The organism is Candidatus Enterococcus wittei (genome assembly GCF_002140175.1).
Classification (GTDB): domain Bacteria; phylum Bacillota; class Bacilli; order Lactobacillales; family Enterococcaceae; genus Enterococcus_B; species Enterococcus_B wittei.
Genome location: NZ_NGMO01000002.1, coordinates 31985 through 56638, shown reverse-complemented (window position 1 = coordinate 56638; position 24654 = coordinate 31985). Strand labels below are relative to the sequence as shown.

Here is a 24654-nt window from a genome sequence, read left to right as displayed (position 1 = left end):
CTAGGTAGCTTACCTAACTGGTTTGACTAGATTTTCAATTGTTTCTACCTCTACCAAAACTAAATGTTAAAACTCCCAAAATTTTTCAATTTATTATATTGGGAGTTTTTTGATACCTAAAAAGGCAGAAAACATACTTATTATTTCAGTTTATCTTAATAATTATTGTGCATCAGGTGTGTTGAATAGCTGATAATGAACCGTGCCAGTCAATACATCACCGGCTTTCAAATCCATATTGGCATTATTGAATTCAATTTGTAATCCTGCATCAGACACTGGTTTTGAAATTTGACCTGTATTATTTATTACATCTGGTGCGACATTTGATCGATGTACAATACCTGTTGCAGATGCACCCATTAAATCAACGCCATCAATTTGGAAAGCTGTAACTGTTGCTGCTTTGCTATTTCCTAAAAGTTGATCATTCACAATTGAAGCTTTTACAGACCATTCTTGCGTAGATTTATCGTTAAAAACAGTAATATTTCGGTCATTTTCTACAATTCCTCCAGTGATTGAATACGTCCCTGAAGCATCTAATTTCGTTTCAAATTTGTATACATCTGGTACATGGATCAATTTCAACACTGCATCTGGATCAGTGCTGTCAGTGAATGACACTTCAGTATTCGAATCTTTTTCTTCATTTGGTACAGTTGCTGCGTTTGCAGCAACCCCAATTAAACTAGTTCCCACTACACTTACAGCCATTAATACGATACTTGATTTTAAAAATTTCATTTTTTTTCCTCCTGAATATTGAATTAATATTATTTATAATCCGTTTTAGTTTGGTGTCGGAACGCTTTGTAGACTCCAAGTTATGGTGCCGTTATAGCTTCCGATTTTTTGTTCTGAGGATGGGATTTCAAGAAAAAGTCCCTTATCCGCATTTTTCCATTCATCGGAAATAATCTCTTCTGTTGGTTTTTCTGGTCTATTGCGTTCAATGATGTTAAATTGATCATTAACCTCGATTACATCACCTCCTCTATTAACGTAACTAAGAGTGATACCATTATTGATAAGTGATTGATTTTGTTTTGCGCTTAATACCCAACCATTGTTCTGGCTCCCTTGGCGAGTATCAGTCACTATAAAAGCAGTATCATGGACTGCTTTTACTCGTAAATCCGATAATGACAACTTGTGTGATCCAAAGTTCAATTGATTTGGCACAGAAGAAAATGTCAAGAATTCTTTAAATTTCAACTTGATCAAAAAATCATTTCCTGTAGCTAAAAAATAAGGGTTATTCGCTGCTACATCTTCAATAGTAGGATAGCTTACTCCATCAGGTGCTGTGATCGATAATATTTCATAATTTTTTGGTAAAGCAACAATTATTTGATCTTTAGGATATTCTAGTACGCCACCAGTAACCCCTGTAACAGTGAGTAATTGAGGCAGAGGTGGAGCAGATGGATCACTTGGTTCATAGACAAAATTAAAATTTGCGATTTGAGGAGCCGCTTCGACGAGTACAACAATATTATTCAATCCCGAAACGAAAGTGGCATTGATATTTTGTAACTGTTCGATAGCATCTGTCCCAACAAATTCTTGTACATTTGTTTGGTTTCCTGAAAAGAAACGCACTTTGCTTACTTGATAACCGATTGGAACATCATTCGACTGAGTAGGTATAGTGATAACATCACCTGAAAATCCTCTAAACGTTCTTTTTAGCGGTAGACTCGTATCTGCGTTTCCTTGTACAAAGGTTCCATTACTCTGATCCCCTGGAATAGCTACTTCTGTTTGTTCCTCAGCTGTTTGGATCGTTGATGTTCCAGGTGTACCTGGCAGATAGTGATAACTAAGTAAGGCCGTTTCCTCTTGTGGCTGATAATAGATGTTCAATTGATTGGGATTCGCTGTGCCCACTTTGAAGTTTTCAACTGTCAACGGACCATCCGCATGATCAAATGCATAGCCACTCGGTGCTGCTGGAGCTTCAAAAATATAATCTGCGTTAGAATTCCCTGCTTGATTAATACCTATCGTATCAGAGATATTTGCAGTGATTGTTGTTTTATCCATTCCAACTATTTTTTGATTGGTGCGGCTATTTATATAATTTACCTCTACTGTTGAAGTTCCTTTAGTACCAGATACAATCGTGTCTCTTACATCCCCATACATCTCACTCGCACCTCCAGCAGTGGCAGAAACGATCCCAAAACTCATATTACTTTGAAGTTCTAACTCTTGCTCATACTTTAAAACCGTATTTCTGAAAAAAGCAGTTAAAGAACCTTTGATTGTTTGGTTGTTGGTGTTGGTTTGACCACTTGGTTCCCATAGAATAGTAATCATATCCCCTGAACCAGAGGTGACTATACTTTCTGACCCAATTGGACGAATACCGGTGGTTGCCGTACCGGACAACAATATCTCCCCATTTTCATTTGTTTCAGCAATTCGTACCTGATTTGGATAATACCTATTTATATCTCCGTAACTGGCCCCATTATAATAAAAGTCTCTGCCGACAAACACCGAATACGGCAACCCTCTAATCCCTAACCCTGCGCCTGCACCACCATTTTTGATATTCGACACTGAAACTGGTGAAAAGATAAATCCTAGTGAGTCACCTGGGTTGCTAGATTTTAGTGTTCTTAAATACATATTGATCTTAAATTCTTTGGTAAAGTCTATTCCCCCATCATAAATACCCCAAGAAGCACTCCCGTTCGTTGCATCGGTTCTCCCATTTTGCAGTCTGAAATAGGTAGTTCCTGAAATCCATCCAGCATCGCTGGCCCCGACCCCTCTGCCACTAAAAATCCATCTATTTGGATCTTTAAAGTCTTCTGTCACTAAATCATGTTCCCCAGTATCATGATTTTGCCCTGGGACCAAAACTTCAATAGCAGCTGGAGTAATTTCTGTTGCATGAGCGTGAATTGCTTTTGCAATCAAATGATTCCACACAGTTATTGAAAATAATCCTAATAGGATCGTGACGAAAATTTTTTGATAAGTAAACTTTCTTCTCATAGTCTCTCCCCATATGTTTTCAAATCCACCTATTCTTCTATCTGCTTTTTATTTCTCCTTTTCATCATTATGATATAAATCAACAAAAGAAGAATAATGACAATAAAAATGATTATCAAGACCCATAGCAAGTAACTGGAATCTTCTTGCGGTTGGATCGCTGCTTCAGAAACTGCCTTTACTTCTTTTTCAGATAGTTCAAATGCCTCATTGAATTCCCAGCGATTCCCTTGCACATCGCTAATGACTACATTTAGCTCATATTTTCCCGGCACATAATCTTTTTTATCTACCTTTAAGCTATATGGATAGACCGAGTCAGGTGCAATTTCACGATCTGTATACGTCTCTTTTGCAACTTCTTTTCCCTCTCTTTTTAATACAGAATCAACCTGTAATTTCCCCATAGATACAGATCGATCGTTCGTGATTGGCCACTCAATACCAGTACCTCCAAAAACAACAGTCGGTGATATATCTCCTGCAACAAGATTTCGTTCTGGATTTTCCTCTCGTTCTCTCATTCTCAAGCCGATCACATAGGAAAATTGATTGGTGATTTGACTTGCCTTCTTTTCTGGTAAATCTTTCGTCACATTAATGCCACCTAATACTTCCCCAGTAAAAGAATTTTTCGGTATGTTGATCTTAATCGGAACTGTTTTAGATTCTCCAGCAGGCACTTTCACACTGACTTCAAAAGAGGCTTGTTCGCTGATTATGAAAGGAACTGTTTTAGCTAATGTGCCCTTCATGTTGGAATAATCGATCACACCATTTTTATTGGTGCTTGCTTGCGCAATTTGAATCTCATAACTGCTTTCTTCAGTACTTTGATTTGTGATTATCACTCCGATCTCTTGAACACTGTCTGGGACTACCGTTAAATCAAAAAAATTACTCTCTTTATTTTGTGCTTCATTGAAAATAGGTGAAACAGAAAAACCAACAGAATCATTTTCTTCTGCTTCTACCTCTTTTCCAATAATTAAGCTAGGTAAGACTAAAAAAAGTGCAATACCTGTCAAACAAATAGTTTTTAAATTCATTTATGATCCCTTTCTTTTTTTCCTTGCCATAGACGACAGACAATACCTATCAAAACGAATACAATTAAAAGGCTACCTACAATTGACAAAACTACTGATGATTGAGTGCTACCCGTCTTAGGTAATCCGCCAGTATCGGGTTGCTTTTCATTAATTTCAAAACTAGGTGGCATGGTTTCTGCCGGAGATACTATTTCTAAACTTTCCAATATGGTGACTTGAATCCCTGTATTATCATTTGAAATATTTTCAGATGCGGAAACTAAAATAGTTGTCAAACTTGAAAGTAAGAAAATAGAGGTAATAAATGTAACAATATTTTTTTTCATTTTTTCTTTTTATATTCACACTGATTTTGAATATATATTCTCCTTTACAAATTTAAACACCAGTAAAATAAACTTTACATAAATTAACAATAGATCCCCCTTTATCTTTGGTTTCAAAAAGGTTTTCATGATTCAACGTTTATAATTGCTTTTCTTCTCACTTTGAATCTATTACTCCTTTGTTAATTTTGAGTGCTTCCTCGTAATTCCAATTACTCCAAAAATATATATAAATCATTAATTAAGAATATATGGGCATCCCATTTTCTGCATGTCTGTTTTTTTACCTCCAGAAAAATATTAGAACTATCCTTTTTGAAATAACCTGCTATATGCACATAACATCACACTGTATTAAAAATATATTGATTAAAAAAAACACCTTAAAATTCTTATGAATTAATCAACCAATCCATAAGAATTTTAAGATGTCTAGATTCAGCATATCAAGATTACCCCAAGCTAACTCTCGGATACTACCTCCATCAACCTTTACTCTATGTAAATCAAAAAACGTAAAATTTAAATGTAAAAAAAATTTGAACTAAGAAAAAACGATGCTTCCTAAGGTTTACGAACTGACCCTAAGAACATTCAAAAAGTCTCTTCCACAAAATGATAATACTTTTCACAATTCCCCCTTATAGCACAGAAAAATGATTTATCCAGTCTTCCTCTCTAAAGACAGAAGAAACGATATTTACTTTTTTTAATCACAAAGATAGAGGGTAAAACGATTCATTCACCGTTTTACCCTCTATCCAATTTATGACGTGTTCCAGCTTCTTCGCTCATCCATAAGAAACAGGATGTTCCTGTTAGCAAAAGTTCACTGAAAGGCCTAGATTTGCGCCCACACGCTTTCTAGGATATTTGTTTGGTTTCGGTCAGGTCCAACTGAAAAAGTGGAAATACGGACGCCTACGAGCTCAGAGATGCGTCTTACATAATTACGTGCATTTTCGGGTAACTCTGCCAATGTATGGCAGTTTGTGATGTCTTCTGACCACCCTGGTAGCTCTTCATAAATAGGTTTGCAACGCTTTAACTCTTTTAAACTCGCTGGATAGTGATAAATCAATTCACCATCTAGCTCATAGGCTGTACAGATTTTCACTGTTTCTAACCCACTTAATACGTCAATCGAGTTCAAGGATAGATTCGTGATACCGGAAACACGTTTTGAGTGTCGCATGACTACACTATCAAACCATCCAACACGTCGTGGACGACCTGTTGTAGTTCCATATTCGCGTCCTACTTCACGTATTTTTTGTCCTGTTTCATCAAATAATTCAGTTGGGAATGGGCCATCTCCAACTCGTGATGTATAAGCTTTACATACACCTACCACTTTATTGATTTTAGACGGTCCAACTCCGCTACCGATTGTCACGCCACCAGCTACTGGATTAGAAGAAGTCACGAATGGATATGTTCCTTGATCAATGTCTAGCATCACACCTTGTGCCCCTTCAAACAACACACGTTTTCCTGCATCCAAAGCGTCATTTAAAATGACTGAAGTATCAGTTACGTATTGCTTGATTTGTTGTCCGTATTCATAATACTCTTCAAAAATATCTTCGAAATCAATTGGTTCAGAATCAAACATCTTTACAAATTGGCGATTTTTATCTTCTAAATTCATACGCAAACGTTCTTCAAAGATCTCTTTATCTAATAAATCTGCGATACGAATACCGACACGAGCTGCTTTATCCATGTAAGCAGGTCCGATTCCTTTAATTGTTGTCCCGATTTTATTTTCCCCTTTTGAATCTTCTTGTAGCTGATCCAATTGGATATGGTAAGGTAAAATCACGTGTGCACGATCAGAGATCCGCAGATTATCGGTGGTCACTCCTTTTTCATGAAGATAGGCCAATTCTTTGACTAAGGATTTAGGATTGACTACTACTCCATTACCAATCACGCTAATTTTATCTTTATAAAAAATCCCAGAAGGAATTAAATGCAGTTTATACGTAACACCGTCGAATTTAATTGTGTGCCCTGCATTGTCGCCACCTTGGTACCGTGCAATCACTTCAGCGTTTTCACTAAGAAAGTCAGTAATTTTTCCTTTCCCTTCGTCGCCCCATTGTGTACCTACTACTACTACGGATGACATTTGAACACCTCATTTAATATTATTTAATCCTGAATTATTGTATCAATACTCAGACGTTTATTCAACTAAAATCGAATAATATTTAAAATAAATTTATAAAAACGCTTAAAAAACGAACGATCTAACAAATTAGAATAACATAAAAAAATGAGGTACTAAAACATCACAAAAGCGACTAGGAAAAAATACTGAAGATAAGAAAAAATTTATATAAAACATACTAAGAATAGTGGGAGTGAAAGGAAGCTCGCACATACGCTCATGGACCTTGAGTCCGAATCAAAAAACGAGCTCCCTCACTGTCATTCTAGAATCTGTTTTAAGTATGTTGGGACTTCGAGTCCGTGTAAAGGAAAGTCGAATCGGAATGAATCAGTGAAGGACTTTCAATCAAATAATCAAGGAGAAGTCGCATGTCATTTATTTTTGCTTTTGACGTATCTAAAGGTGAAAGTTACAAAGTACTTTACCATAATCAACACTGTCTATCAGAAGGGAAAGTCTCTCACAATCAAGAAGGGTTCCGCCAGTTACTTGAAGAAATCACCGCATTTCCAGAAACACCTGAAATTGTTTTTGAAGCAACCGGTGTCTACTCTCGTCCATTAGAAAAATTCTGCCAAGATAACCGATTAGCCTACTGTCTTTTAAACCCTTTGGAGGCAAAAAAACAACTGGAAGAGGGGACACTGCGTAGTTGGAAAACAGATAAAATCGACGCACATAGATTGGCGCAAACTCATTGGAAAAATACCCGTTTGCCAAAAATACATCAGGCAGAAGTATTTCAGGAACTACGGGATCTTGCGCGTTTTTATCAAGAACTCGAAGATAAAATTTCTCGCGTGCGCATGGATCTTCATCAGGCACTTCAATTAACCTTTCCTGAGTTAGAAAACTTCTTTTCCAGTCGTGTTACTCCTTACGCATTGTCGTTAATCGAGGCATTCCCTCACCCCATGTTCGTGCTTGCCTCTACTCGAACAAAAATCAAAAATCGCTTGGTAAAAAGCACCCGAAAACATATTTCTGATAACAGAGCGTGGCAGAAGGCGGATCAACTTTTCGCTTATGCACAAACTTCTTATCCTGTGGTAGATTCCTCCAGTATTCATTGTCAGAAAACGTGTTACTATGCGCGTCTCCTTCAAGATTTACTCGAACAAAAAGAACGCTTGATGGCGCAAATGATTCAATCTGCTCAAGCACTTGAAGAATTTGAAATCTATCAGTCCATACCTGGCATTGGTGCGCCCACTGCGGCTCTTTTAATTGGTGAATTGGGCGATATCAGACGGTTTCCTACCGCAAATCAGCTCAATGCATTCGTCGGTATTGATATTCGTCGTTTTCAATCTGGGAACTATGTTGGAAAAGATCACATCAATAAACGAGGCAATCCAAAAGGAAGAAAAATTCTCTATTTCGCGATTCGCAATATGATCCGACAACAACACGCTGCACCGAATCATCTCGTTGATTACTATTACAAACTAAAAAAGCAACCCGTCCCTAAAAAGGAAGGTTCTATAATATCTAGTGTTGGTGGAAAACAATTTTGTTTTCTACTAACACTATTTTTTTGTAAAAAAAGATAGAAAAAGAGATATCCAAATTGATAGAATTAAGTCGCCTAAAACAAACTCATCAAGAAAGGATATCTCCATGGACTATCATACTAAAAAATTACTCGGTTTAACAGATGAAAATATCATTTTCCCTACAAATTGGCTTTCTGAAAAGAAAGAAGGAGGCATTACCTCCTACGTGATTCATGGACGCTTAGATTACACTCCCACTTGTTGTACAAAATGTGGGGTTAAAAACGAAGGACAAGTGATTAAATATGGGACCCACCAAACCACCATTCAATTACTACCGATCCATTCACGTAAAACAATCTTAAAACTCAAAAAAACTCGATTCCTATGTAAAGAGTGTGGCGCAACTTTCTCGGCTGAAACTTCTTTAGTCGATAGAAATTGTTCGATTTCTGTCGACTTGAAACGAAAAATCATGGCAGAATTAGCGACCAACTCCAGTAGAAAAGACATTGCCTTTCGTTATTTCGTATCGGATGTCACGATTTTACGAATCATGAAAGCGGCTGTGAAGAACGTTAAAGTACGTTTGGACTACTTGCCCTCCGTTCTTTGCTTTGATGAATTTAAAGCAATGAAATCCTGTGTGGGTAAAATGAGTTTTATTTTCATGGATGGTCAAACGAATCAAATTCTTGGTCTTCTTGAAAGTCGTAAACTAGCTTATTTACGTACCTATTTCTCTCGCTATACCCGTCAAGCTAGAGAGAATGTCCAATATATCGTCATGGATATGAACGCTCCTTATTTTGAATTAGCAAAAAGTATTTTTCCCCAGGCACAAATTGTCACGGATCGTTTTCATATTATCCAACATATTCACCGGGCGTTGAACCATTTACGGATTCAAATCATGAACACTTATCGTAAGAACGATCGTCTGAAGTATAAACGATTCAAACGTTACTGGAAGTTATTCCTAAAGGATTCTTATCTATTAGATAGCTCACGCTATCGCTATGATTATTCCTTTAAGCGTCCGATGACTGAAAAAGCGATCGTCGATGAATGACTCAGCTATGATTCCACATTGAAGTTGGCTTATGATACTTGTCAACTCCTTCTCTATCACTATAAACAAAAAGAGACGAATGACTTTTTCGAAGTGGTGAATACCTTAGATACCCAGCTTCCTGAGTGGTTTCGCAAGAAACTCACTTTCTTCAATAAATACAGAAAAGGAATCAAGAATGCCTTCCTAACACCCTACAGTAACGGGGCCTTGGAAGGGACAAACAATAAAATCAAGGTCATCAAACGAGTCGCTTATGGTTACCGTAATTTCCTCCATTTTCGTGACCGTATTTACTTGATTCAGGGCTTGGTTTTCCAAGATCAATCCAAAACAAAAAAGAATCAATCGAAGCGTATTTCTGCTTCGATTGATTCTCGATGAAATTCTTTCAATTTGAACTCACCAACACTACTTGTCGAAGAGCCAAAAGGAAAAGGTTGCCACAGTCGCCTGTATGAACAAGCTTCTGAAGTGTATGCATTCCATGGTCAGGAATCATACAATGTACGCTTATGCGTATACGGCCTCTAACGACCAATAAGGGATTAACCTTATAGACTCATTATAGCACAGACCAAGTAAAAAAATTTTCTTATTCCTTGGTTTATTTCGTATACCTTCATTTTCTTCTTCTGATTCTAGATCAAAAATAAATCATTTGATTTATAAATTTCTCTTGACTAATCGTAGGAAAGAGCGTGAAACAAAAGTATGATTTACTCTTGTTTCACGCTCTAAATACATATAAACGGTGGAATCAGAAGCAACTCCTTCCAATTTCTCGGAATTAACCACTTCTGTCACAGCTTCTATCTTCATGTAAAATTTTTTCTATTTATCATTAACTCTTATTTCTAAAATGAAAGAATCAAAATACCACTAACTATACTTTAGTCCTCTGTCATAAAGCATCCATTTGCATGTGTCTATTCTCTTAAATCAACATGCTATATATACAGCTTCTTCTTAGTATTCTTCTCTTGGCGATAAAGAGGAAAATTTGTTGTATTCTTTGATGAACAATAACTCAACGGTTCCCCTTGCTCCACTTCGGTTTTTTTCGATAATTACTTCAATGACATTGTCGTTTTTAGGCTCTTGGTTATCATTATCCTCGCCGCCTTCTCTTTCGTAATAATCATCACGATATAAGAAAGCAACGATATCTGCATCTTGCTCGATCGATCCAGATTCTCGGATATCACTCAATACAGGACGTTTATCTTGTCGTTGTTCAACACCCCGAGACAGCTGAGAAAGGGCAATAACAGGGACTTTTAACTCTTTGGCTAGTTTCTTCAGCTGACGGGAAATATCTGATACTTCTTGTTGGCGGTTTTCTTTTCCATTTCCTTCAATCAACTGTAAGTAGTCGATCAATATCAAGCCTAAATTTCCTTTTTCTTGGGCAAGCTTACGGCATTTTGCACGAATTTCAGAGATCTTGATCCCTGGGGTATCATCAATGAAAATGTTGGCACGAGACAAACTCCCCATTGCCACAATCAAATTTGACCATTCTTCTTCTGAAAGTTGTCCTGTACGTAAGTGACTTGCTTCTATGGAACCTTCTGCACACAACATCCGATTGACCAAAGATTCTGCCCCCATCTCTAAGCTGAAAATCGCTACAGAACGATCTGTTTTGGTTCCAACATTTTGGGCAATATTCAATGCAAAAGCTGTCTTACCTACCGCAGGCCGAGCAGCGAGAATGATCAGCTCTTCTGGTTGAAAACCAGCAGTCATCTTATCTAATCCCTGATACCCTGTTGGTAATCCGGTAATTTCCTCATTGTTTTGTGCTAACTGGTCAATATTTTCAATCGTAGAATTCAATACTTCTGCAATTGATAAAAAGCCACTGCGATTTCGTTTTTCTGAGACTTCTAAGATGCTTCTTTCTGCATCATCTAGAATGGACTGAACCTCTTCACCTTGCTCAAATCCTCGTGTCACAATACTAGTTGCTGTTTGGATCAAATTTCGAAGCAATGATTTTTCTTCAACGATCTTTGCATAATACACAATATTTGCTGCTGTGGGTACTGCTAAAGCTAAGTCAGAAAGATAACTAACGCCACCCGCATCTTCTAACAAATTTGCTTGTTCTAAACGATCTTTCACTGTTACAACATCGATCGCTTCATTACGGTCATTTAATTCGATCATGATTTCAAAAATTATTTGATGTCCCCGACGATAAAAATCTTTCGGTTCTATGTATTCCATGGCATCAATGATCGTTTCAGCGTCTAGAAAAACAGAGCCTAGAACCGCTTGTTCAGCTTCAATATTTTGCGGTGGAATTCGATCCTGCCACACTTCACTCATACGTATCGCTCCTTGTCTTCAATTGCTCCATTTTACAAGAAAATGGCAGAAAAGTCACCCTTAGTTTTATGAGATACACTATTGCAATTTGTTTGAAATCAAGAAATAATGTCAAAAAAACTTTGATCACAACCTTTTTGAGTATGAAGGACTGAGGCGCTGTCTGTTCAACGAATGCCTCAGTCCTTTCTCCGCTTATTCTGATACTACATGTACTTTGATTGTCGCTGTTACTTCATGGTGTAATTTGACTGGCACGTTTGTATAGCCTAATGTTCGAATTGGATTGTTTAATTCAATTTTACGTTTGTCCAATTTGATTTTGTATTGTTTGTTCAAGCCTTCAGCAATCTGTTTTGAAGGGATTGAACCAAATAGACGACTATCTTCGCCAGCTTTTGCTTTAAGTTCTACCACTGTTTCTTCTTTTTCTAAAAATTCCTTGAGTTTTTTTGCTTCTTCAAGGATTTCTGCTTCTTGTTTTTCCTGAGCCTTTTTCTGTCCTTCTAATTGACTGATCGTACTTTTATTGGCTTCTTTCGCCAAATTATTTTTAATCAAGTAATTTTGCGCATAGCCTGTCGGTACTTCTTTTACATCGCCTTTTTTTCCTTTACCTTTTACATCTTGTAAGAAAATGACTTTCATATCGACTACTCCTTATCATATAATTCTTTCATATTTTCTTTGATGGCAACGAGTAATTGCTGTTTTGCCTCTTCAACGGAAATATCTTCCATTTGAGTCGCAGCATTGGTGAAATGACCGCCGCCACCTAATGATTCCATAATTAATTGAACATTGATTGTTCCACTACTTCGCGCACTGATCCCTACTAATCCATCCGTTCGCTTAGTGATTACGAATGCTCCATTGATATTGACCATAGATAATAACGTATCCGCTGTTTTCGCTGCGATAACACTATTATACGCTTTTTCGTCCGTTCCTGCTGCCACTACGATATCATCTGTCACATATTCACTTTGGGAAATCAAATGACTGATATCCAAATATGTTGCTAAATCCGAACTCAATAAATATTGTACTAAGGATGCGTCCGCACTACAAGTCTTTAAATAGCTCGCTACATCAAAAGTGCGGGCAGTCGTTCGAACATTAAAATTATTTGTATCCACTGTCATCCCAGACAACAATAAAGTTGCTTCAAATCGACTAATACGATTCGTTCGACTACTTTGATACTGGATCAATTCTGTTACTAATTCAGAAGCAGAGGAAGCTGAAGATTCAATATAGGTCAATAATGGCTTACTTGGAAACTCTTCTCCTCGCCGATGGTGATCGATAATGACGATCTTATCAAATTGCTCATAGACCCCCTGAGAGATCGATAGCGACGGTTTATGGTAATCGACCATCACGAGCAAGTCGTTTTCTTTTTTTAACTCTATCGCACGTTCTGGTGTAATTAATTGAGATTCTATATCAGGGTGTTTATGGATTTCTTCCAAACAGCGTTCTACATCTGGAATGATCTCATTTTCATCAATAACGATAAAGGCTTTTTTTTGATTGAAACGTGCTAAGCAACTGACCCCAATTGCTGAACCAATAGCATCCATATCAGGAAAACGATGACCCATGATGAACACATCACCTGTCTCGTCAAAAATTTTTCGTAGTGCTGTACTCATTGCACGAGAACGTACCCGTGTACGTTTGATGGTGGTGGCTGATTTTCCACCGTAATACGCAGGTTTAGCCCCTTCGCGCATTTCTTTTACCACTACTTGGTCACCACCACGGACTAGTGCAATATCTAAGTTATTTTGTGCTTCACTACCAATTTCATCTAATGAATGCGAGCCATAGGCAATACCCATACTAATGGTCAATGGATGGTTTTGTTTTTCGGCTTCTGCTCGCAAACGATCCAATAAATCAAATTTTTTATCCATCATTTTCTTCAAATCAATCATTTGTGCAAAAAAGAAAAATCGCTCTGAATTGATTCTTTTGAAAAAGACGTGATATTCATTCATCCAATCTGAAATCAATGTAGTGATGAATGAATTCAAATAAGAGACCTCTTTATCATCTAATTTGTCTACAGCTTCTGTATAATTATCGATAGATAAAATTCCAATTACAGGCTGGCTGTTCACTTGATGGAGCTTTAGCAATTGATTTTGTGTTACATCACTAAAATATACAACACCTTTTACTGTATCTAATTCAAATTGAAACGTTTTATCTGCTAAATAGAGTTGATTTTTCTTTTTTTCTTTTGCTATAAAAAAAGCATCCAAAAAATCTTCTTCTGATAAAGCGCTTTTGTCTTTGATTCCTAAAGCAAATGGATTCAACCACTCAATTTTTTGTGTGGTTGGTTGATAAGAAATAATACCTACAGGCATGATTTCTGAAACATAGGATAAATTTGATTCGGCTACCGTAGAAGCTTTTTGAATTTTCTCGCGGTTTTGTAACGTTAGCCATCGTTTCATTTTTAGCCCATATTGAATACAAAAAATATTTATTCCAAGTATGATCAATGCACTAATCAATCGAAATGGGTTCACTAAGACAACGAACACTTCAATAATGATCAACAGAAGAATGAAGAGAGGCCTAGGTCGTAAGTTCATTTTTTCTTTATCCATGATTTTCCTCCCATAAATGATTAGTCTAATTTTACCATAACTTATGTCATTCAAGCGATTAATCAAAAAAATTCATTTTCACGACAAAAAAGAAGTTATGACATGTCATAACTTCTTTTTTGTTAATAATATGAAAAGGAGTGGCTTACTCAAAAGTTTCCACTATTTCCTTTACAGGTTACTATTCTTCACCAACGAATGGTAGTAATCCCATGATACGTGCGCGTTTGATTGCAACAGTAATTTTACGTTGGTTTTTAGCGCCAGTACCTGTTACACGACGTGGCAAGATTTTACCACGTTCTGAGATAAATCTTTTTAGTAATTCGACATCTTTATAATCGATATATTCAATATGGTTAGCAGCAATATAGTCTACTTTACGACGTTTACGTCCGCCTCTTCTTTGTTGTGCCATTCTATTTCCCTCCTATCAAATTCGTTTAGAATGGTAAATCATCGTCTGAAATGTCAATCGTTGAACTTGATCCAAATGGATCAGAAGAATCACGATCAAAATCAGGCATACCGTTGGATGATTGAGATGTTTGATTATAGTTATTGTTTCCGCCAAAATTATTTGTCGATTGTTCAGTGCTTTGGTATCCACCGCTTTGTTGACGGTTTTCAGATGCCGCACGGCTTTCCAATAATTGGAAGTTTTCAGCAACTACTTCTGTCACGTATACACGCTGTCCTTGTTGATTATCGTAAGAACGAGTTTGAATACGGCCTGTCACACCTAAAAGGGTACCTTTATGGGCATAGTTTGCTAATGTTTCTGCTGATTTTCGCCAAATCACACAATTAATAAAATCCGCCTCCCGGTTGCCGTTTTGGCTCGTGAAGTTACGATTAACAGCTAAAGTGAACGTTGCTACTGCAGTGCCACTTGATGTATATCGTAAATCTGGATCTTTAGTCAGACGTCCAACTAGTACAACGTTATTAATCAAAATGGTCATCTCCTCTCATCGTTGTGTTACTGTTTCACGTGAAACAATAATTAAGCTTCTTCTTTAACAATCATGTGACGAATGATGTCGTCGTTGATTTTAGCAAGACGATCAAATTCATTGATTGCCTCTGCTGATGATGGAGAAGATACTTTAACGATGTGATAGATACCTTCACGGTAACCGTTCATTTCATACGCTAAACGGCGTTTTTCCCAATCTTTTGATTCGATAACTTCAGCTCCGTTATCTTTTAAGATTGCATTGAAACGTTCGATTAAAGCAGTTTTTGCTTCTTCATCAATGTTAGGACGAATAATGTACATGATTTCATATTTCGTGTTTTCCATTGATTTTCACCTCCCTATGGACTTTCGGCTCTCAGCTTTCCAAGAGCAAGGAGAGTTTTCTAATAAATTAGACTACTCACAATCTTTAATTATACACGTGTTTCAATAGAAAAGCAAGCTTCTGTAACATCAATTTCTAGAAAATAAAAAAGGTGTGACACACAGAGCATGATCCGAGGTAGAAGGTAAAAAATCACAAAGTTTGAGAAACTTTTTTGCATTTTTTATCTTACTCCTCAGATCAAGACACTGTTGCCACAACCATTCTTATTCTTCTGAGTTTTTTTCTCCTGTTGTATCTTGTTCAACAGTTGGTTCTTCCGTTGGTTCTGGATCCACTGTAGCCATCGTGACTACTTTGGTTTCAGCTTCCATTTTGATTAAACGTACACCAAGCGTTGCCCGTCCAGTTTGAGAAACAGAAGATACGTTAAAACGGATGATCACACCTTTGTCAGTAATCAACATGATATCTTCGTCACCTGCAACCGTGGCTAATCCAGCTAGAGAGCCGTTCTTCTCTGTGATATTGGCTGTCTTGATCCCTTTACCTCCACGGCCTTTGACTGGGTACTCAGAAACTTTTGTTCGTTTTCCATAGCCTTTTTCTGTGATGACTAACACTTCATAGTCTTTATTCATCAAAGCAGCACCGACAACATAGTCATCTTCTCGTAGACGAATTCCTCTAACCCCAGAAGCGGTACGTCCCATATCTCGAACAGCTTCTTCTGCAAAAGTGACAGAATAACCGTCATGGGTCCCAATGATGATATTTGATTTTCCGTCTGTTAATAAGACATTGACTAATTCATCATCTTCTTTTAAGCCAATAGCAATCAAACCATTACTGCGGATATTCGAGAATGCTGTGACAGTCGTGCGTTTGACTGTTCCTCGACGAGTCGTAAAGAACAAGTAATGCCCTTCTGCCGCTTCTCCTGTTACCGCAATGATTGCTTGGATTTTCTCACTGGAATCAATACCCAATAAGTTAATGATCGGGATACCCTTCGCAGTCCGTCCATATTCTGGGATTTCGTATCCTTTTGCGCGATAGACTTTCCCGTTGTTTGTAAAGAACAGTAATGTATCATGGGTTGAACAAGACACGAGATTCTTCACAAAGTCATCATTGTGAACACCCATTCCCTGAACACCACGTCCGCCACGGCGTTGTGCACGGAATTCATTATTTGCTAATCGTTTGATATAGCCATTATTGGTCAAAGTGATGACGATTTCTTCTTCTTCGATTAAATCTTCATCTTCTAGACTTAATACTTCACCGACCAATAATTCTGTACGGCGTTTATCACCAAAACGTTGGTTTAGTTCTGTAAGTTCTGTTTGGATGATTTCTGTCACACGTTCAGGTCTAGCCAGAATATCTTTCAAATCTTCAATCAGTTTCAATAACTCTTGATATTCATTTTCAATTTTTTCGCGTTCCAAACCTGTTAAACGGCGTAAACGCATATCTAAGATAGCTTGTGATTGACGATCGGACAAATCAAAACGTTCCATCATGGTACTTTTTGCTTCGTCATCCGATTTTGATCCTCGAATTATGGCGATGATTTCATCAATATGATCAAGCGCAATTCTTAATCCTTCTAAGATGTGGGCACGTGCTTCTGCTTTTTCTTTTTCGAAAATCGTACGACGTGTGATAACTTCACGTTGATGCTCCACATAGTTTTCAAGGATCTGTTTTAAACTTAATACTTTAGGCACACCTTTTTCAATTGCCAACATATTAAAGCCAAATGAATTTTGTAAAGAAGTCAATTTGTATAGATTGTTCAAAATAACTGAAGCACTTGCATCTCGACGGACGTCAATGACGATACGCATACCTTCACGAGAAGATTCATCACGCAAGTCAGTGATTCCTTCGATCCGTTTGTCACGATGTAATTCTGAAATCCGTTCGATCAATTTGGCTTTGTTTACCATGTAAGGAAGTTCAGTAACGAGGATGCGTTCTTTTCCATTTGGCATTTCCGTAATTTCCACTTTGGCACGAACGGTAATTGAACCTTTTCCTGTTTCATAAGCACGGCGGATGCCGGATTTGCCCATGACCAATCCCCCAGTAGGGAAATCTGGTCCTGGTAGTACTTCCATCAACTCGCTAGTCGTAACATCTGGATTATCCATCAACAGATCAATCGCTGCTACAACCTCTGATAAATTATGAGGTGGGATATTTGTTGCCATACCAACAGCGATCCCAGTTGTCCCGTTGACTAATAAATTCGGGAATCTGGCTGGTAAGACGACTGGTTCTCTTTCTGTATCGTCATAATTGCTTTGGAAGTCAACCGTATTTTTATTGATGTCTCGCAACATTTCTGTCGCAATTTTACTCATTCGTGCTTCTGTATAACGCATCGCAGCGGCTCCATCACCATCGACAGAACCAAAGTTTCCATGACCATCCACTAACATATAGCGATAGCTGAAAGGCTGTGCCATCCGCACCATCGATTCATAAATGGCGCTGTCACCGTGAGGATGGTATTTACCCATAACGTCCCCTACGATTCTGGCAGATTTCTTGTGGGCTTTATCTGGTGTCACACCCAATTCATTCATGCCATATAAAATCCGGCGGTGAACAGGTTTCAATCCATCTCGAACATCTGGTAGTGCCCGAGCGACAATTACGCTCATGGCATAATCGATGAAGGAGTCTTTCATTTCGCTAGTTAGATTGACATCATGGATGTTTTCTCTGAATTCTTCACTCATCTTTTTTCCTCCTTCATGATTAGATATCTAAGTTTTTCACGTAGTGTGCATTTTCTTCAATAAACGCTCGACGCGGTTCGACACGATCACCCATCAGCATTTCAAATACTTCATCGGCAGCAATCGCATCATCGACACTGACGCGCGCCATCATACGGTTGCTTGGATCCATCGTAGTTTCCCATAATTGATGATCATCCATTTCTCCTAGACCTTTATAACGCTGAACACTTGGTTTAGGAGTTGCAGGTAAGGCTGCTACGACTTCTTTCAACTCATCCTCTGCATTCTTTCCTGGTTGAACGTAAGTGATCTTCTTGCCTTGTTTCACACCATAAAGCGGTGGTTGTGCAATGTAGACATACCCAGCTTCAACGATTGGACGCATATAACGATAGAAAAGCGTAAGAAGTAGTGTTCGAATATGAGCCCCATCGACATCGGCATCAGTCATGATTACTAATTTATGATAACGTGCTTTTGACACATCGAAATCTTCGCCAAATCCTGTCCCCATAGCAGTAAACAATGAACGAATTTCTTCATTGGCTAAGATTTTGTCCATGCTCGCTTTTTCAACGTTCAAGATCTTTCCACGAATCGGTAAGATTGCTTGAAATTCACGATTTCGTCCTTGTTTTGCTGAACCGCCGGCAGAATCTCCTTCGACAATAAATAATTCGCATTTTTCAGGATCATTACTTGAGCAGTCAGCCAACTTCCCTGGTAAGTTACTGATCTCTAGAGCGCCTTTTCTTCTTGTCACTTCACGAGCACGTTTCGCTGCTAAGCGAGCTCTGGAAGCCAATAAACCTTTTTCAACAATTTGACGACCTACGCTAGGGTTTTCCAATAAAAATTTCATAAAATGTTCGCTAAATAAACGGTCAGTTACCGTACGAACTTCTGAATTTCCTAATTTTGTTTTTGTTTGTCCTTCAAACTGTGGGTCGGGATGTTTGATGGAGATGACTGCGGTCAGCCCTTCTCGAACATCTTCTCCAGTCAAATTATCATCTGATTCTTTCATCAGTTTTTGTTTACGTGCATAATCATTGATTACCCGAGTCAGTGCTGTCTTGAATCCTGATTCGTGGGTACCGCCTTCATAGGTATGAATGTTATTTGCAAAACTCATGATATTGGAATGGTATCCGTCTGTATACTGCATGGAAACTTCCACCGTAATATCTTGTTGTTCCCCTTCTAAGTAAACTGGTTCAGGGAAAAGAACCGTTTTGCTAGCATTCAAGTATTCAACATAGCTCTTGATCCCACCGTCATAGTGATATTCTTTCACTATTGGTTGCTCTTCACGACGATCTTCAATCGAAATCTTCATGCCACGGTTTAAGAAAGCTAACTCGCGTACACGCGTAGCTAATTTATTGAAATCAAAATCAGTCGTTTCCGTGAAAATTTCTGGGTCGGGTATGAAATGAACTGTTGTACCATGTCGATCTGTTTGTTCAATGATTTTTAAATCATTTACCACTGCTCCACGACGATACTCTTGGTAATACACATTGCCATCTTTGTAGACTTTTACATCAAGAAGGACGGACAACGCATTAACAACAGAAGAACCCACGCCATGGAGTCCACCAGATACTTTATAGCCGCCTCCGCCAAATTTACCTCCTGCATGCAAAACGGTAAAAACAGTCTCAACTGCCGGACGTCCAGTTTTTGCTTGAATATCAACAGGGATCCCACGTCCATCATCAATCACAGTGATGCTATTGTCTTTTTCAATAATGACTTCGATTTTTGTCGCAAAACCTGCTAACACCTCATCAATAGAGTTATCAACGATTTCCCATACTAAGTGGTGGAGTCCTTCAGAACTAGTTGACCCAATATACATGCCGGGACGTTTCCGAACCGCTTCAAGACCTTCGAGCACTTGGATCTGACTGGCGTCGTATTCTTTTGCGCGCTCGACTAAACTTCTTTCTTCTGTCATTTATGTTTATTCTCCTTTTATTTCTCCCTGTTGAACATAAAAAATCTCTGGTTCAACAGTCATTTTATTTTTTACGTGATCAAGTGTGGTCGTCGTTAAGAAGGTTTGTACTTTTCCTTCAATAGTTTCCAGTAAATGCAACTGTCGCTGATCATCTAATTCACTCATCACATCATCAAGCAAAAGAATCGGATATTCGTTTGTTTCTTCTTTGATCAAATCAATTTCTGCTAGCTTCACACTCAAAGCTGTCGTCCGCTGTTGACCTTGAGAACCAAAATTCTGTACATTTTTCTGATTGACAAAAAAAGAAAGGTCATCTCGATGAGGTCCGACAGTTGTTGTCCCTCGAAAGAGATCCTTCTTTTTATTTTGTTCTAATAAAGCGAGAAATTGTTCTTGGATCTCCGCTTGTGCTTTTGTATCTAAAGAAGAAATAGCTGTCACATATTCAATGGCCAACTGCTCTTTCTGATGTGTAATTTGTTGATGCAAGGAATTAGCCCAATATTCTAAACGTTTGATGAATTTTGCTCTAGCTTGTAGCACTTTACTGCCAAATTCAGCTAATTGTTCAGATAAAATATCAAGATAGAGTAAATCTGTCTGTTTTTTTTCATTCAATTGTTTCAAATACTGATTTCTTTGCTTTAAAATCGCCTGATATTGAACAAGATCATAGAGATAAATCGGATTGATTTGTCCAAGTTCCATATCTAGAAATTTTCGTCTAACTTGCGGACTTCCCTTCACCAAAGATAGATCTTCTGGTGCAAATAAAATCACGTTCATCTGGCCGACATAACTACTCAATTTCTTTTGTTCGATATGATTGATTTTCGTTCTGCGACCTTTTTTAGAAAGTAAAATCTCTAAAGGGATTTTTGATGGGCCTTTCGTGATTTCTCCTTGAATCATCGCTTGCTCATCGTTCCAACCGATCAATTCTTGTTCGCTGCTGGTACGATGGCTTCTAGTCATTGCAAGCACATAAATACTTTCCAATAAATTCGTTTTTCCTTGTGCATTTTCGCCCAAAAAGATCACGAGATTTTTGGAAAAATCAATTTGTAATTCTTTGTAGTTTCGGTAATTTTTAAGGTGTAGCTTATTCAGCCTCATTATCTTGGTTCCCTTTTTTTACCATAAAAAAAGTTCCTACTTCTGGAACTTCAATCATCATACCGGGATAAAGCTTGCGTCCACGACGATTTTCTGGCTCGCCATCAACCAAAACCGTGTTTTCTGCTAAGTACCATTTTGCTTGACCGCCACTACCGATGACAGTGACTTCTTTCAGCATTTGACCCAGTGTCATAAACTCAGTTTTTAGAATGACTTGTTGTTTCACTCTTCATCCCTCATTTTCATTATTAAAAGTATACTCTATTATACCCTTTTTTTAGCAATAAAACAAATTAATCCATATATTTTTACATATGAGCCGATTTAGCGTAAAAAAGGTGTTTTGAACAAAAATAAACAGAAAGCCTTAAAATTGATTTTAGGGCCTTCTGTTTAAAAATGTCTATTTTAATTTATTTTCAAACTATTTTTCTTAGTTCGTTCGTACAGGAGTGATCAATTGAATGAATTGAACGCCATCCTCAGTTGGTTCTAAAGTAAACGGACGAATAGCAGAAATGAATTTTACTTTGATACTCATATCCCCGAATGCACGTAGAGCAGCTTTCATGTAGTCAGGGTTAAATGAGATTTCTAATGGATCCCCAGTACTTGTTGTATAGTTTAGACTTTCTTCGACTTTCCCGATTTCTGGCGAATTTCCATATAAAACAACTGCGTCTGAAGTAATCGATAAACGTACAATGTTGTTGCGTCCTTCATGAGAAAGAAGTGAAGCACGTTCGATTGCTGCTAAGAAACTTGGAACTGAAAACTCTACTTCCGTATTAAAGCTTGAAGGAATCAAACGATTCGTATCAGGATAGTTTCCTTCTAACAGACGTGAATAAAAATACATATTTTCAGTTTTGAATAACACTTGGTTTTCCATAATACTGATTTCTACGATTTCTTCTTCGTTAGTTAATGAGCGTGAAAGTTCAGTCAGACTTTTTCCTGGGATCACGATATCAAATTGATCCGCACTTTGCTCAACTGGGATCACTCGTTGACTAAGTCGATGGGAGTCAGTGGCAACAGCAAGTAATGAGTTGTCTTTCAAAATAAAGTGAACCCCAGTTAAAATTGGACGACTTTCATGTTGAGAAACAGCAAAAACTGTTTCATTAATTAATTTCGTCAAGACATGGACAGGTAATTTCATTTGATTATGACTTTCTACTACTGGCAGATGTGGATAGTTGTCTGCATCAAGGCCGTTGACAAGAAAGTGCGCTTTTCCAGAAGTAATGGCTACTTGTTTATTTTCTAGTACTTCTAGCGTAAATGTATCTTCAGGTAATCGGCGAATGATTTCGCTAAAGAAGCGAGCTTGCAAAACAATCGCTCCAGTGGCTTCGATGTGCATTTGTGCTTTTTCATTATCTACGGATAAGAATGTTTCAATTGATATATCAGCGTTACTACCAGTCAGGGTCAGTCCTTCTTGATTCAACGTGATTTTTACCCCAGTTAGGATTGGAATGGTTGTTTTACTTGAAATCGCACGCTGAACTGTTTGTAATTCTTGCATAAACGTTGCGCGGTTTAATGTGACTTTCATTGAGAGTCTCCTTTGTTTAGATATTTATTTTATTATTAGTAAATAAAGTAATAAAAGTAATAGGTACTGTTGATACTGTGGAAAACTATAAAAACACTAGAAGATAAAAGAAAAAAAGGTTGTGGAAACAATGTGTATAACTTTTGAACAAGTTCTAACTTTATCCACAGCAGTTTTTTCTTTCGATCAAGTATTTAATTTAATAAGAAATTTTTGATTTCTGAGACTTCATTTTGCATGCTGACACTTGAATCGACTAATTGTTGAATTTTCTCATGGGCATGGATCACTGTTGTATGATCTTTTCCGCCAAATTCAGCGCCGATTTTAGGTAATGAACTATCTGTCAATTCTCTAGCTAGGTACATAGCGATTTGACGAGGAACAACAATTGATTTTACGCGTTTTTTCCCTTTTAGATCTTTTAGTTGGATATGGTAGTATTTTGCGACTTCTTCTTGGATCTGTAGGATTGAAAGTTGCGGATGCCCTTTTCCTGATTTTAGTGTTTTCAAGGCATCAGCTGCTAGACTAGTCGTGATGTCTTCACTATTCATTGTGGCGAATGCTTGAACACGTACAAGTGCGCCTTCTAATTCACGAATGTTTGAGTCGATCTGTCCTGCAATATAGCTTAACGTATCATCTGGAATCTCTAACCGTTCAGCTGCAGCTTTCTTTCTTAAAATGGCTGTTCTTGTCTCTAGATCTGGAGGTGTGATGTCGACAGAAAGCCCCCATGCAAAGCGAGAAACAAGTCTTTCTTGCAATTTCGGGATCTCATTTGGTAGACGATCACTTGTCAAAACGATTTGTTTGCCTTCATTGTATAGAGCATTGAAGGTATGGAAAAATTCTTCTTGGGTCGCTTCTTTTTCGGCAAAAAATTGAATGTCATCTACTAATAATAGATCAACATTCCTGTATTCTTGTCGAAACTCTTCAGCTGTTTTATTTTGAATCGAATTGATGAAATCATTGGCAAATGTTTCACTGCTAACATATTTCACTTTGGCATTTGGTTGGCTTAATAGCATTTGATGACCGATTGCGTGCATCAAATGGGTTTTACCAAGCCCTACTCCTCCATAGAAGAACAAAGGATTATAGATCGATCCTGGATCCTCTGCGACGACTAGTGCAGCAGCATGTGCCATCTGGTTGCCTTTACCAATCACGAACGTGTCAAAGGTATATTTAGGATTCAACATGGCTTTTTTGATTGGATTTGCCACTGGCACTTTTAAATTTTTGATTTCTTCCACGGTTTCTTGTTCAGCTTCATCACCTGTTACAAAGCGTGGAATAATCTCTTTTCCGGTCAACATATAGCCAACCTCTACGATTTTTGTTGCGAGATTTTTTTCCCAATATTCCTTATGGATTTTACTCGGTACAGCTACTACTAATTGACTCTGGTCAAGTGATTTTGGTTTCGCTGTTTCAATCCAAGTATTGTAGCTTGCTGGTGATAGCTCTTTTTGATAGGTCGTCTTTAATTCTGTCCATAAAGCATCGAGGGATACCATACAAGGCCTCCTCCTTTATTAAAAGTAAATAACTAGTACTAATTTAGCATTTTTTACGATAGTTTTCCACAGAAACAAAAGAAAAAAATTTTTTATAACAATTATCCACAAAATCCAGAAGAGTAAAAAAAAGAAAATCACAGTTGAGAAAAAAAGATATCCACAACACTAATTAACAGGTGGATAACTGTGTATAAAGAGAAGATTTCCAATAGTCGCTGTGGATAACAAAATCATATTTAACAATGCTTATAGAGGTTAATACACAGAAATTATGGCGAATGTGGATATCTTTTTTACAGGTGT

Annotated in this window: 18 protein-coding genes and 1 pseudogene; 2 read left to right on the top strand and 17 right to left on the bottom strand. The window is 37.7% G+C overall.

Annotated features, from left to right (window positions below):
- Positions 1–162 precede the first annotated feature (162 nt).
- The 5 genes from A5844_RS04630 to A5844_RS04610 form a co-directional block, all read right to left on the bottom strand.
- Positions 163–747, bottom strand: coding sequence for a hypothetical protein (locus tag A5844_RS04630; protein WP_086284123.1), 585 nt, complete (start codon positions 745–747; stop codon positions 163–165).
- A 45-nt stretch (positions 748–792) separates the two neighbouring features.
- Positions 793–3012 (bottom strand): L-type lectin family protein, encoded by a 2220-nt coding sequence (locus A5844_RS04625; RefSeq protein WP_086284122.1) that lies wholly within the window; start codon positions 3010–3012, stop codon positions 793–795.
- Between the two features lie 29 nt (positions 3013–3041).
- Positions 3042–4061 (bottom strand): DUF916 domain-containing protein, encoded by a 1020-nt coding sequence (locus tag A5844_RS04620; RefSeq protein WP_086284121.1) that lies wholly within the window; start codon positions 4059–4061, stop codon positions 3042–3044.
- Entirely contained in the window at positions 4058–4390 is a 333-nt protein-coding gene (locus A5844_RS04615; protein ID WP_086284120.1) for an LPXTG cell wall anchor domain-containing protein, read from the bottom strand. Before A5844_RS04615 ends, A5844_RS04620 begins: the two co-directional genes overlap by 4 nt.
- Positions 4391–5231: 841 nt before the next feature.
- Positions 5232–6524 (bottom strand): adenylosuccinate synthase, encoded by a 1293-nt coding sequence (locus tag A5844_RS04610; RefSeq protein ID WP_086284119.1) that lies wholly within the window; start codon positions 6522–6524, stop codon positions 5232–5234.
- Positions 6525–6937: 413 nt separating this feature from the next.
- On the opposite strand from A5844_RS04610, the gene A5844_RS04605 reads away from it, so the two are divergent.
- Together A5844_RS04605 and A5844_RS04600 are read left to right on the top strand one after the other, a co-directional pair.
- Positions 6938–8122, top strand: a complete 1185-nt coding sequence (locus A5844_RS04605) for an IS110 family RNA-guided transposase (protein WP_256924523.1) — start codon at positions 6938–6940, stop codon at positions 8120–8122.
- Between the two features lie 67 nt (positions 8123–8189).
- Positions 8190–9521 (top strand): annotated as a pseudogene (locus tag A5844_RS04600) (ISL3 family transposase).
- Positions 9522–10106: 585 nt separating this feature from the next.
- Here A5844_RS04600 and dnaB read toward each other — a convergent pair.
- From dnaB to dnaA, 12 genes are all read right to left on the bottom strand, one after another.
- Positions 10107–11474: a replicative DNA helicase gene (dnaB, locus tag A5844_RS04595; RefSeq protein ID WP_086284118.1), complete on the bottom strand. Its 1368-nt coding sequence runs from the start codon at positions 11472–11474 to the stop codon at positions 10107–10109.
- A 195-nt stretch (positions 11475–11669) separates the two neighbouring features.
- Positions 11670–12122 carry a 50S ribosomal protein L9 gene (gene rplI, locus A5844_RS04590; protein WP_086284117.1) on the bottom strand — a complete coding sequence of 151 codons (453 nt, stop codon included), beginning with the start codon at positions 12120–12122 and terminating at the stop codon, positions 11670–11672.
- Between the two features lie 5 nt (positions 12123–12127).
- Positions 12128–14101: a DHH family phosphoesterase gene (locus A5844_RS04585; protein ID WP_086284116.1), complete on the bottom strand. Its 1974-nt coding sequence runs from the start codon at positions 14099–14101 to the stop codon at positions 12128–12130.
- A gap of 181 nt (positions 14102–14282) precedes the next feature.
- Entirely contained in the window at positions 14283–14519 is a 237-nt protein-coding gene (rpsR, locus tag A5844_RS04580) for a 30S ribosomal protein S18 (protein WP_086284115.1), read from the bottom strand.
- 25 nt (positions 14520–14544) lie between these two features.
- Positions 14545–15057: a single-stranded DNA-binding protein gene (gene ssb / locus A5844_RS04575; RefSeq protein ID WP_086284114.1), complete on the bottom strand. Its 513-nt coding sequence runs from the start codon at positions 15055–15057 to the stop codon at positions 14545–14547.
- Positions 15058–15107: 50 nt separating this feature from the next.
- The gene (gene rpsF / locus A5844_RS04570; RefSeq protein WP_086284113.1) at positions 15108–15407 is read right to left on the bottom strand and encodes a 30S ribosomal protein S6; all 300 of its coding nucleotides are present in this window, start codon (positions 15405–15407) and stop codon (positions 15108–15110) included.
- 267 nt (positions 15408–15674) lie between these two features.
- On the bottom strand, positions 15675–18164 hold the full coding sequence (gene gyrA, locus A5844_RS04565) for a DNA gyrase subunit A (protein WP_086284112.1): 2490 nt from the start codon (positions 18162–18164) through the stop codon (positions 15675–15677).
- A 19-nt stretch (positions 18165–18183) separates the two neighbouring features.
- Positions 18184–20130 (bottom strand): DNA topoisomerase (ATP-hydrolyzing) subunit B, encoded by a 1947-nt coding sequence (gene gyrB / locus A5844_RS04560; protein ID WP_086284111.1) that lies wholly within the window; start codon positions 20128–20130, stop codon positions 18184–18186.
- Positions 20131–20136: 6 nt separating this feature from the next.
- On the bottom strand, positions 20137–21252 hold the full coding sequence (gene recF, locus A5844_RS04555) for a DNA replication/repair protein RecF (protein ID WP_086284110.1): 1116 nt from the start codon (positions 21250–21252) through the stop codon (positions 20137–20139).
- The gene (gene yaaA, locus A5844_RS04550; RefSeq protein ID WP_086284109.1) at positions 21239–21481 is read right to left on the bottom strand and encodes a S4 domain-containing protein YaaA; all 243 of its coding nucleotides are present in this window, start codon (positions 21479–21481) and stop codon (positions 21239–21241) included. The genes recF and yaaA overlap by 14 nt, the downstream gene beginning before the upstream one ends.
- Positions 21482–21688: 207 nt before the next feature.
- Positions 21689–22819: a DNA polymerase III subunit beta gene (gene dnaN / locus A5844_RS04545; protein ID WP_086284108.1), complete on the bottom strand. Its 1131-nt coding sequence runs from the start codon at positions 22817–22819 to the stop codon at positions 21689–21691.
- A 194-nt stretch (positions 22820–23013) separates the two neighbouring features.
- Positions 23014–24348 carry a chromosomal replication initiator protein DnaA gene (dnaA, locus tag A5844_RS04540; protein ID WP_086284107.1) on the bottom strand — a complete coding sequence of 445 codons (1335 nt, stop codon included), beginning with the start codon at positions 24346–24348 and terminating at the stop codon, positions 23014–23016.
- Positions 24349–24654 lie beyond the last annotated feature (306 nt).

Excerpts from the sequence above, each read along its gene's own strand:
- A5844_RS04630 (WP_086284123.1), bottom strand. The coding sequence starts at position 747 with ATGAAATTTTTAAAATCAAGTATCGTATTAATGGCTGTAAGTGTAGTG.
- A5844_RS04625 (WP_086284122.1), bottom strand. The coding sequence starts at position 3,012 with ATGAGAAGAAAGTTTACTTATCAAAAAATTTTCGTCACGATCCTATTA.
- A5844_RS04620 (WP_086284121.1), bottom strand. The coding sequence starts at position 4,061 with ATGAATTTAAAAACTATTTGTTTGACAGGTATTGCACTTTTTTTAGTC.
- A5844_RS04615 (WP_086284120.1), bottom strand. The coding sequence starts at position 4,390 with ATGAAAAAAAATATTGTTACATTTATTACCTCTATTTTCTTACTTTCA.
- A5844_RS04610 (WP_086284119.1), bottom strand. The coding sequence starts at position 6,524 with ATGTCATCCGTAGTAGTAGTAGGTACACAATGGGGCGACGAAGGGAAA.
- A5844_RS04605 (WP_256924523.1), top strand. The coding sequence starts at position 6,938 with ATGTCATTTATTTTTGCTTTTGACGTATCTAAAGGTGAAAGTTACAAA.
- dnaB (WP_086284118.1), bottom strand. The coding sequence starts at position 11,474 with ATGAGTGAAGTGTGGCAGGATCGAATTCCACCGCAAAATATTGAAGCT.
- rplI (WP_086284117.1), bottom strand. The coding sequence starts at position 12,122 with ATGAAAGTCATTTTCTTACAAGATGTAAAAGGTAAAGGAAAAAAAGGC.
- A5844_RS04585 (WP_086284116.1), bottom strand. The coding sequence starts at position 14,101 with ATGGATAAAGAAAAAATGAACTTACGACCTAGGCCTCTCTTCATTCTT.
- rpsR (WP_086284115.1), bottom strand. The coding sequence starts at position 14,519 with ATGGCACAACAAAGAAGAGGCGGACGTAAACGTCGTAAAGTAGACTAT.
- rpsF (WP_086284113.1), bottom strand. The coding sequence starts at position 15,407 with ATGGAAAACACGAAATATGAAATCATGTACATTATTCGTCCTAACATT.
- gyrA (WP_086284112.1), bottom strand. The coding sequence starts at position 18,164 with ATGAGTGAAGAATTCAGAGAAAACATCCATGATGTCAATCTAACTAGC.
- gyrB (WP_086284111.1), bottom strand. The coding sequence starts at position 20,130 with ATGACAGAAGAAAGAAGTTTAGTCGAGCGCGCAAAAGAATACGACGCC.
- recF (WP_086284110.1), bottom strand. The coding sequence starts at position 21,252 with ATGAGGCTGAATAAGCTACACCTTAAAAATTACCGAAACTACAAAGAA.
- dnaN (WP_086284108.1), bottom strand. The coding sequence starts at position 22,819 with ATGAAAGTCACATTAAACCGCGCAACGTTTATGCAAGAATTACAAACA.
- dnaA (WP_086284107.1), bottom strand. The coding sequence starts at position 24,348 with ATGGTATCCCTCGATGCTTTATGGACAGAATTAAAGACGACCTATCAA.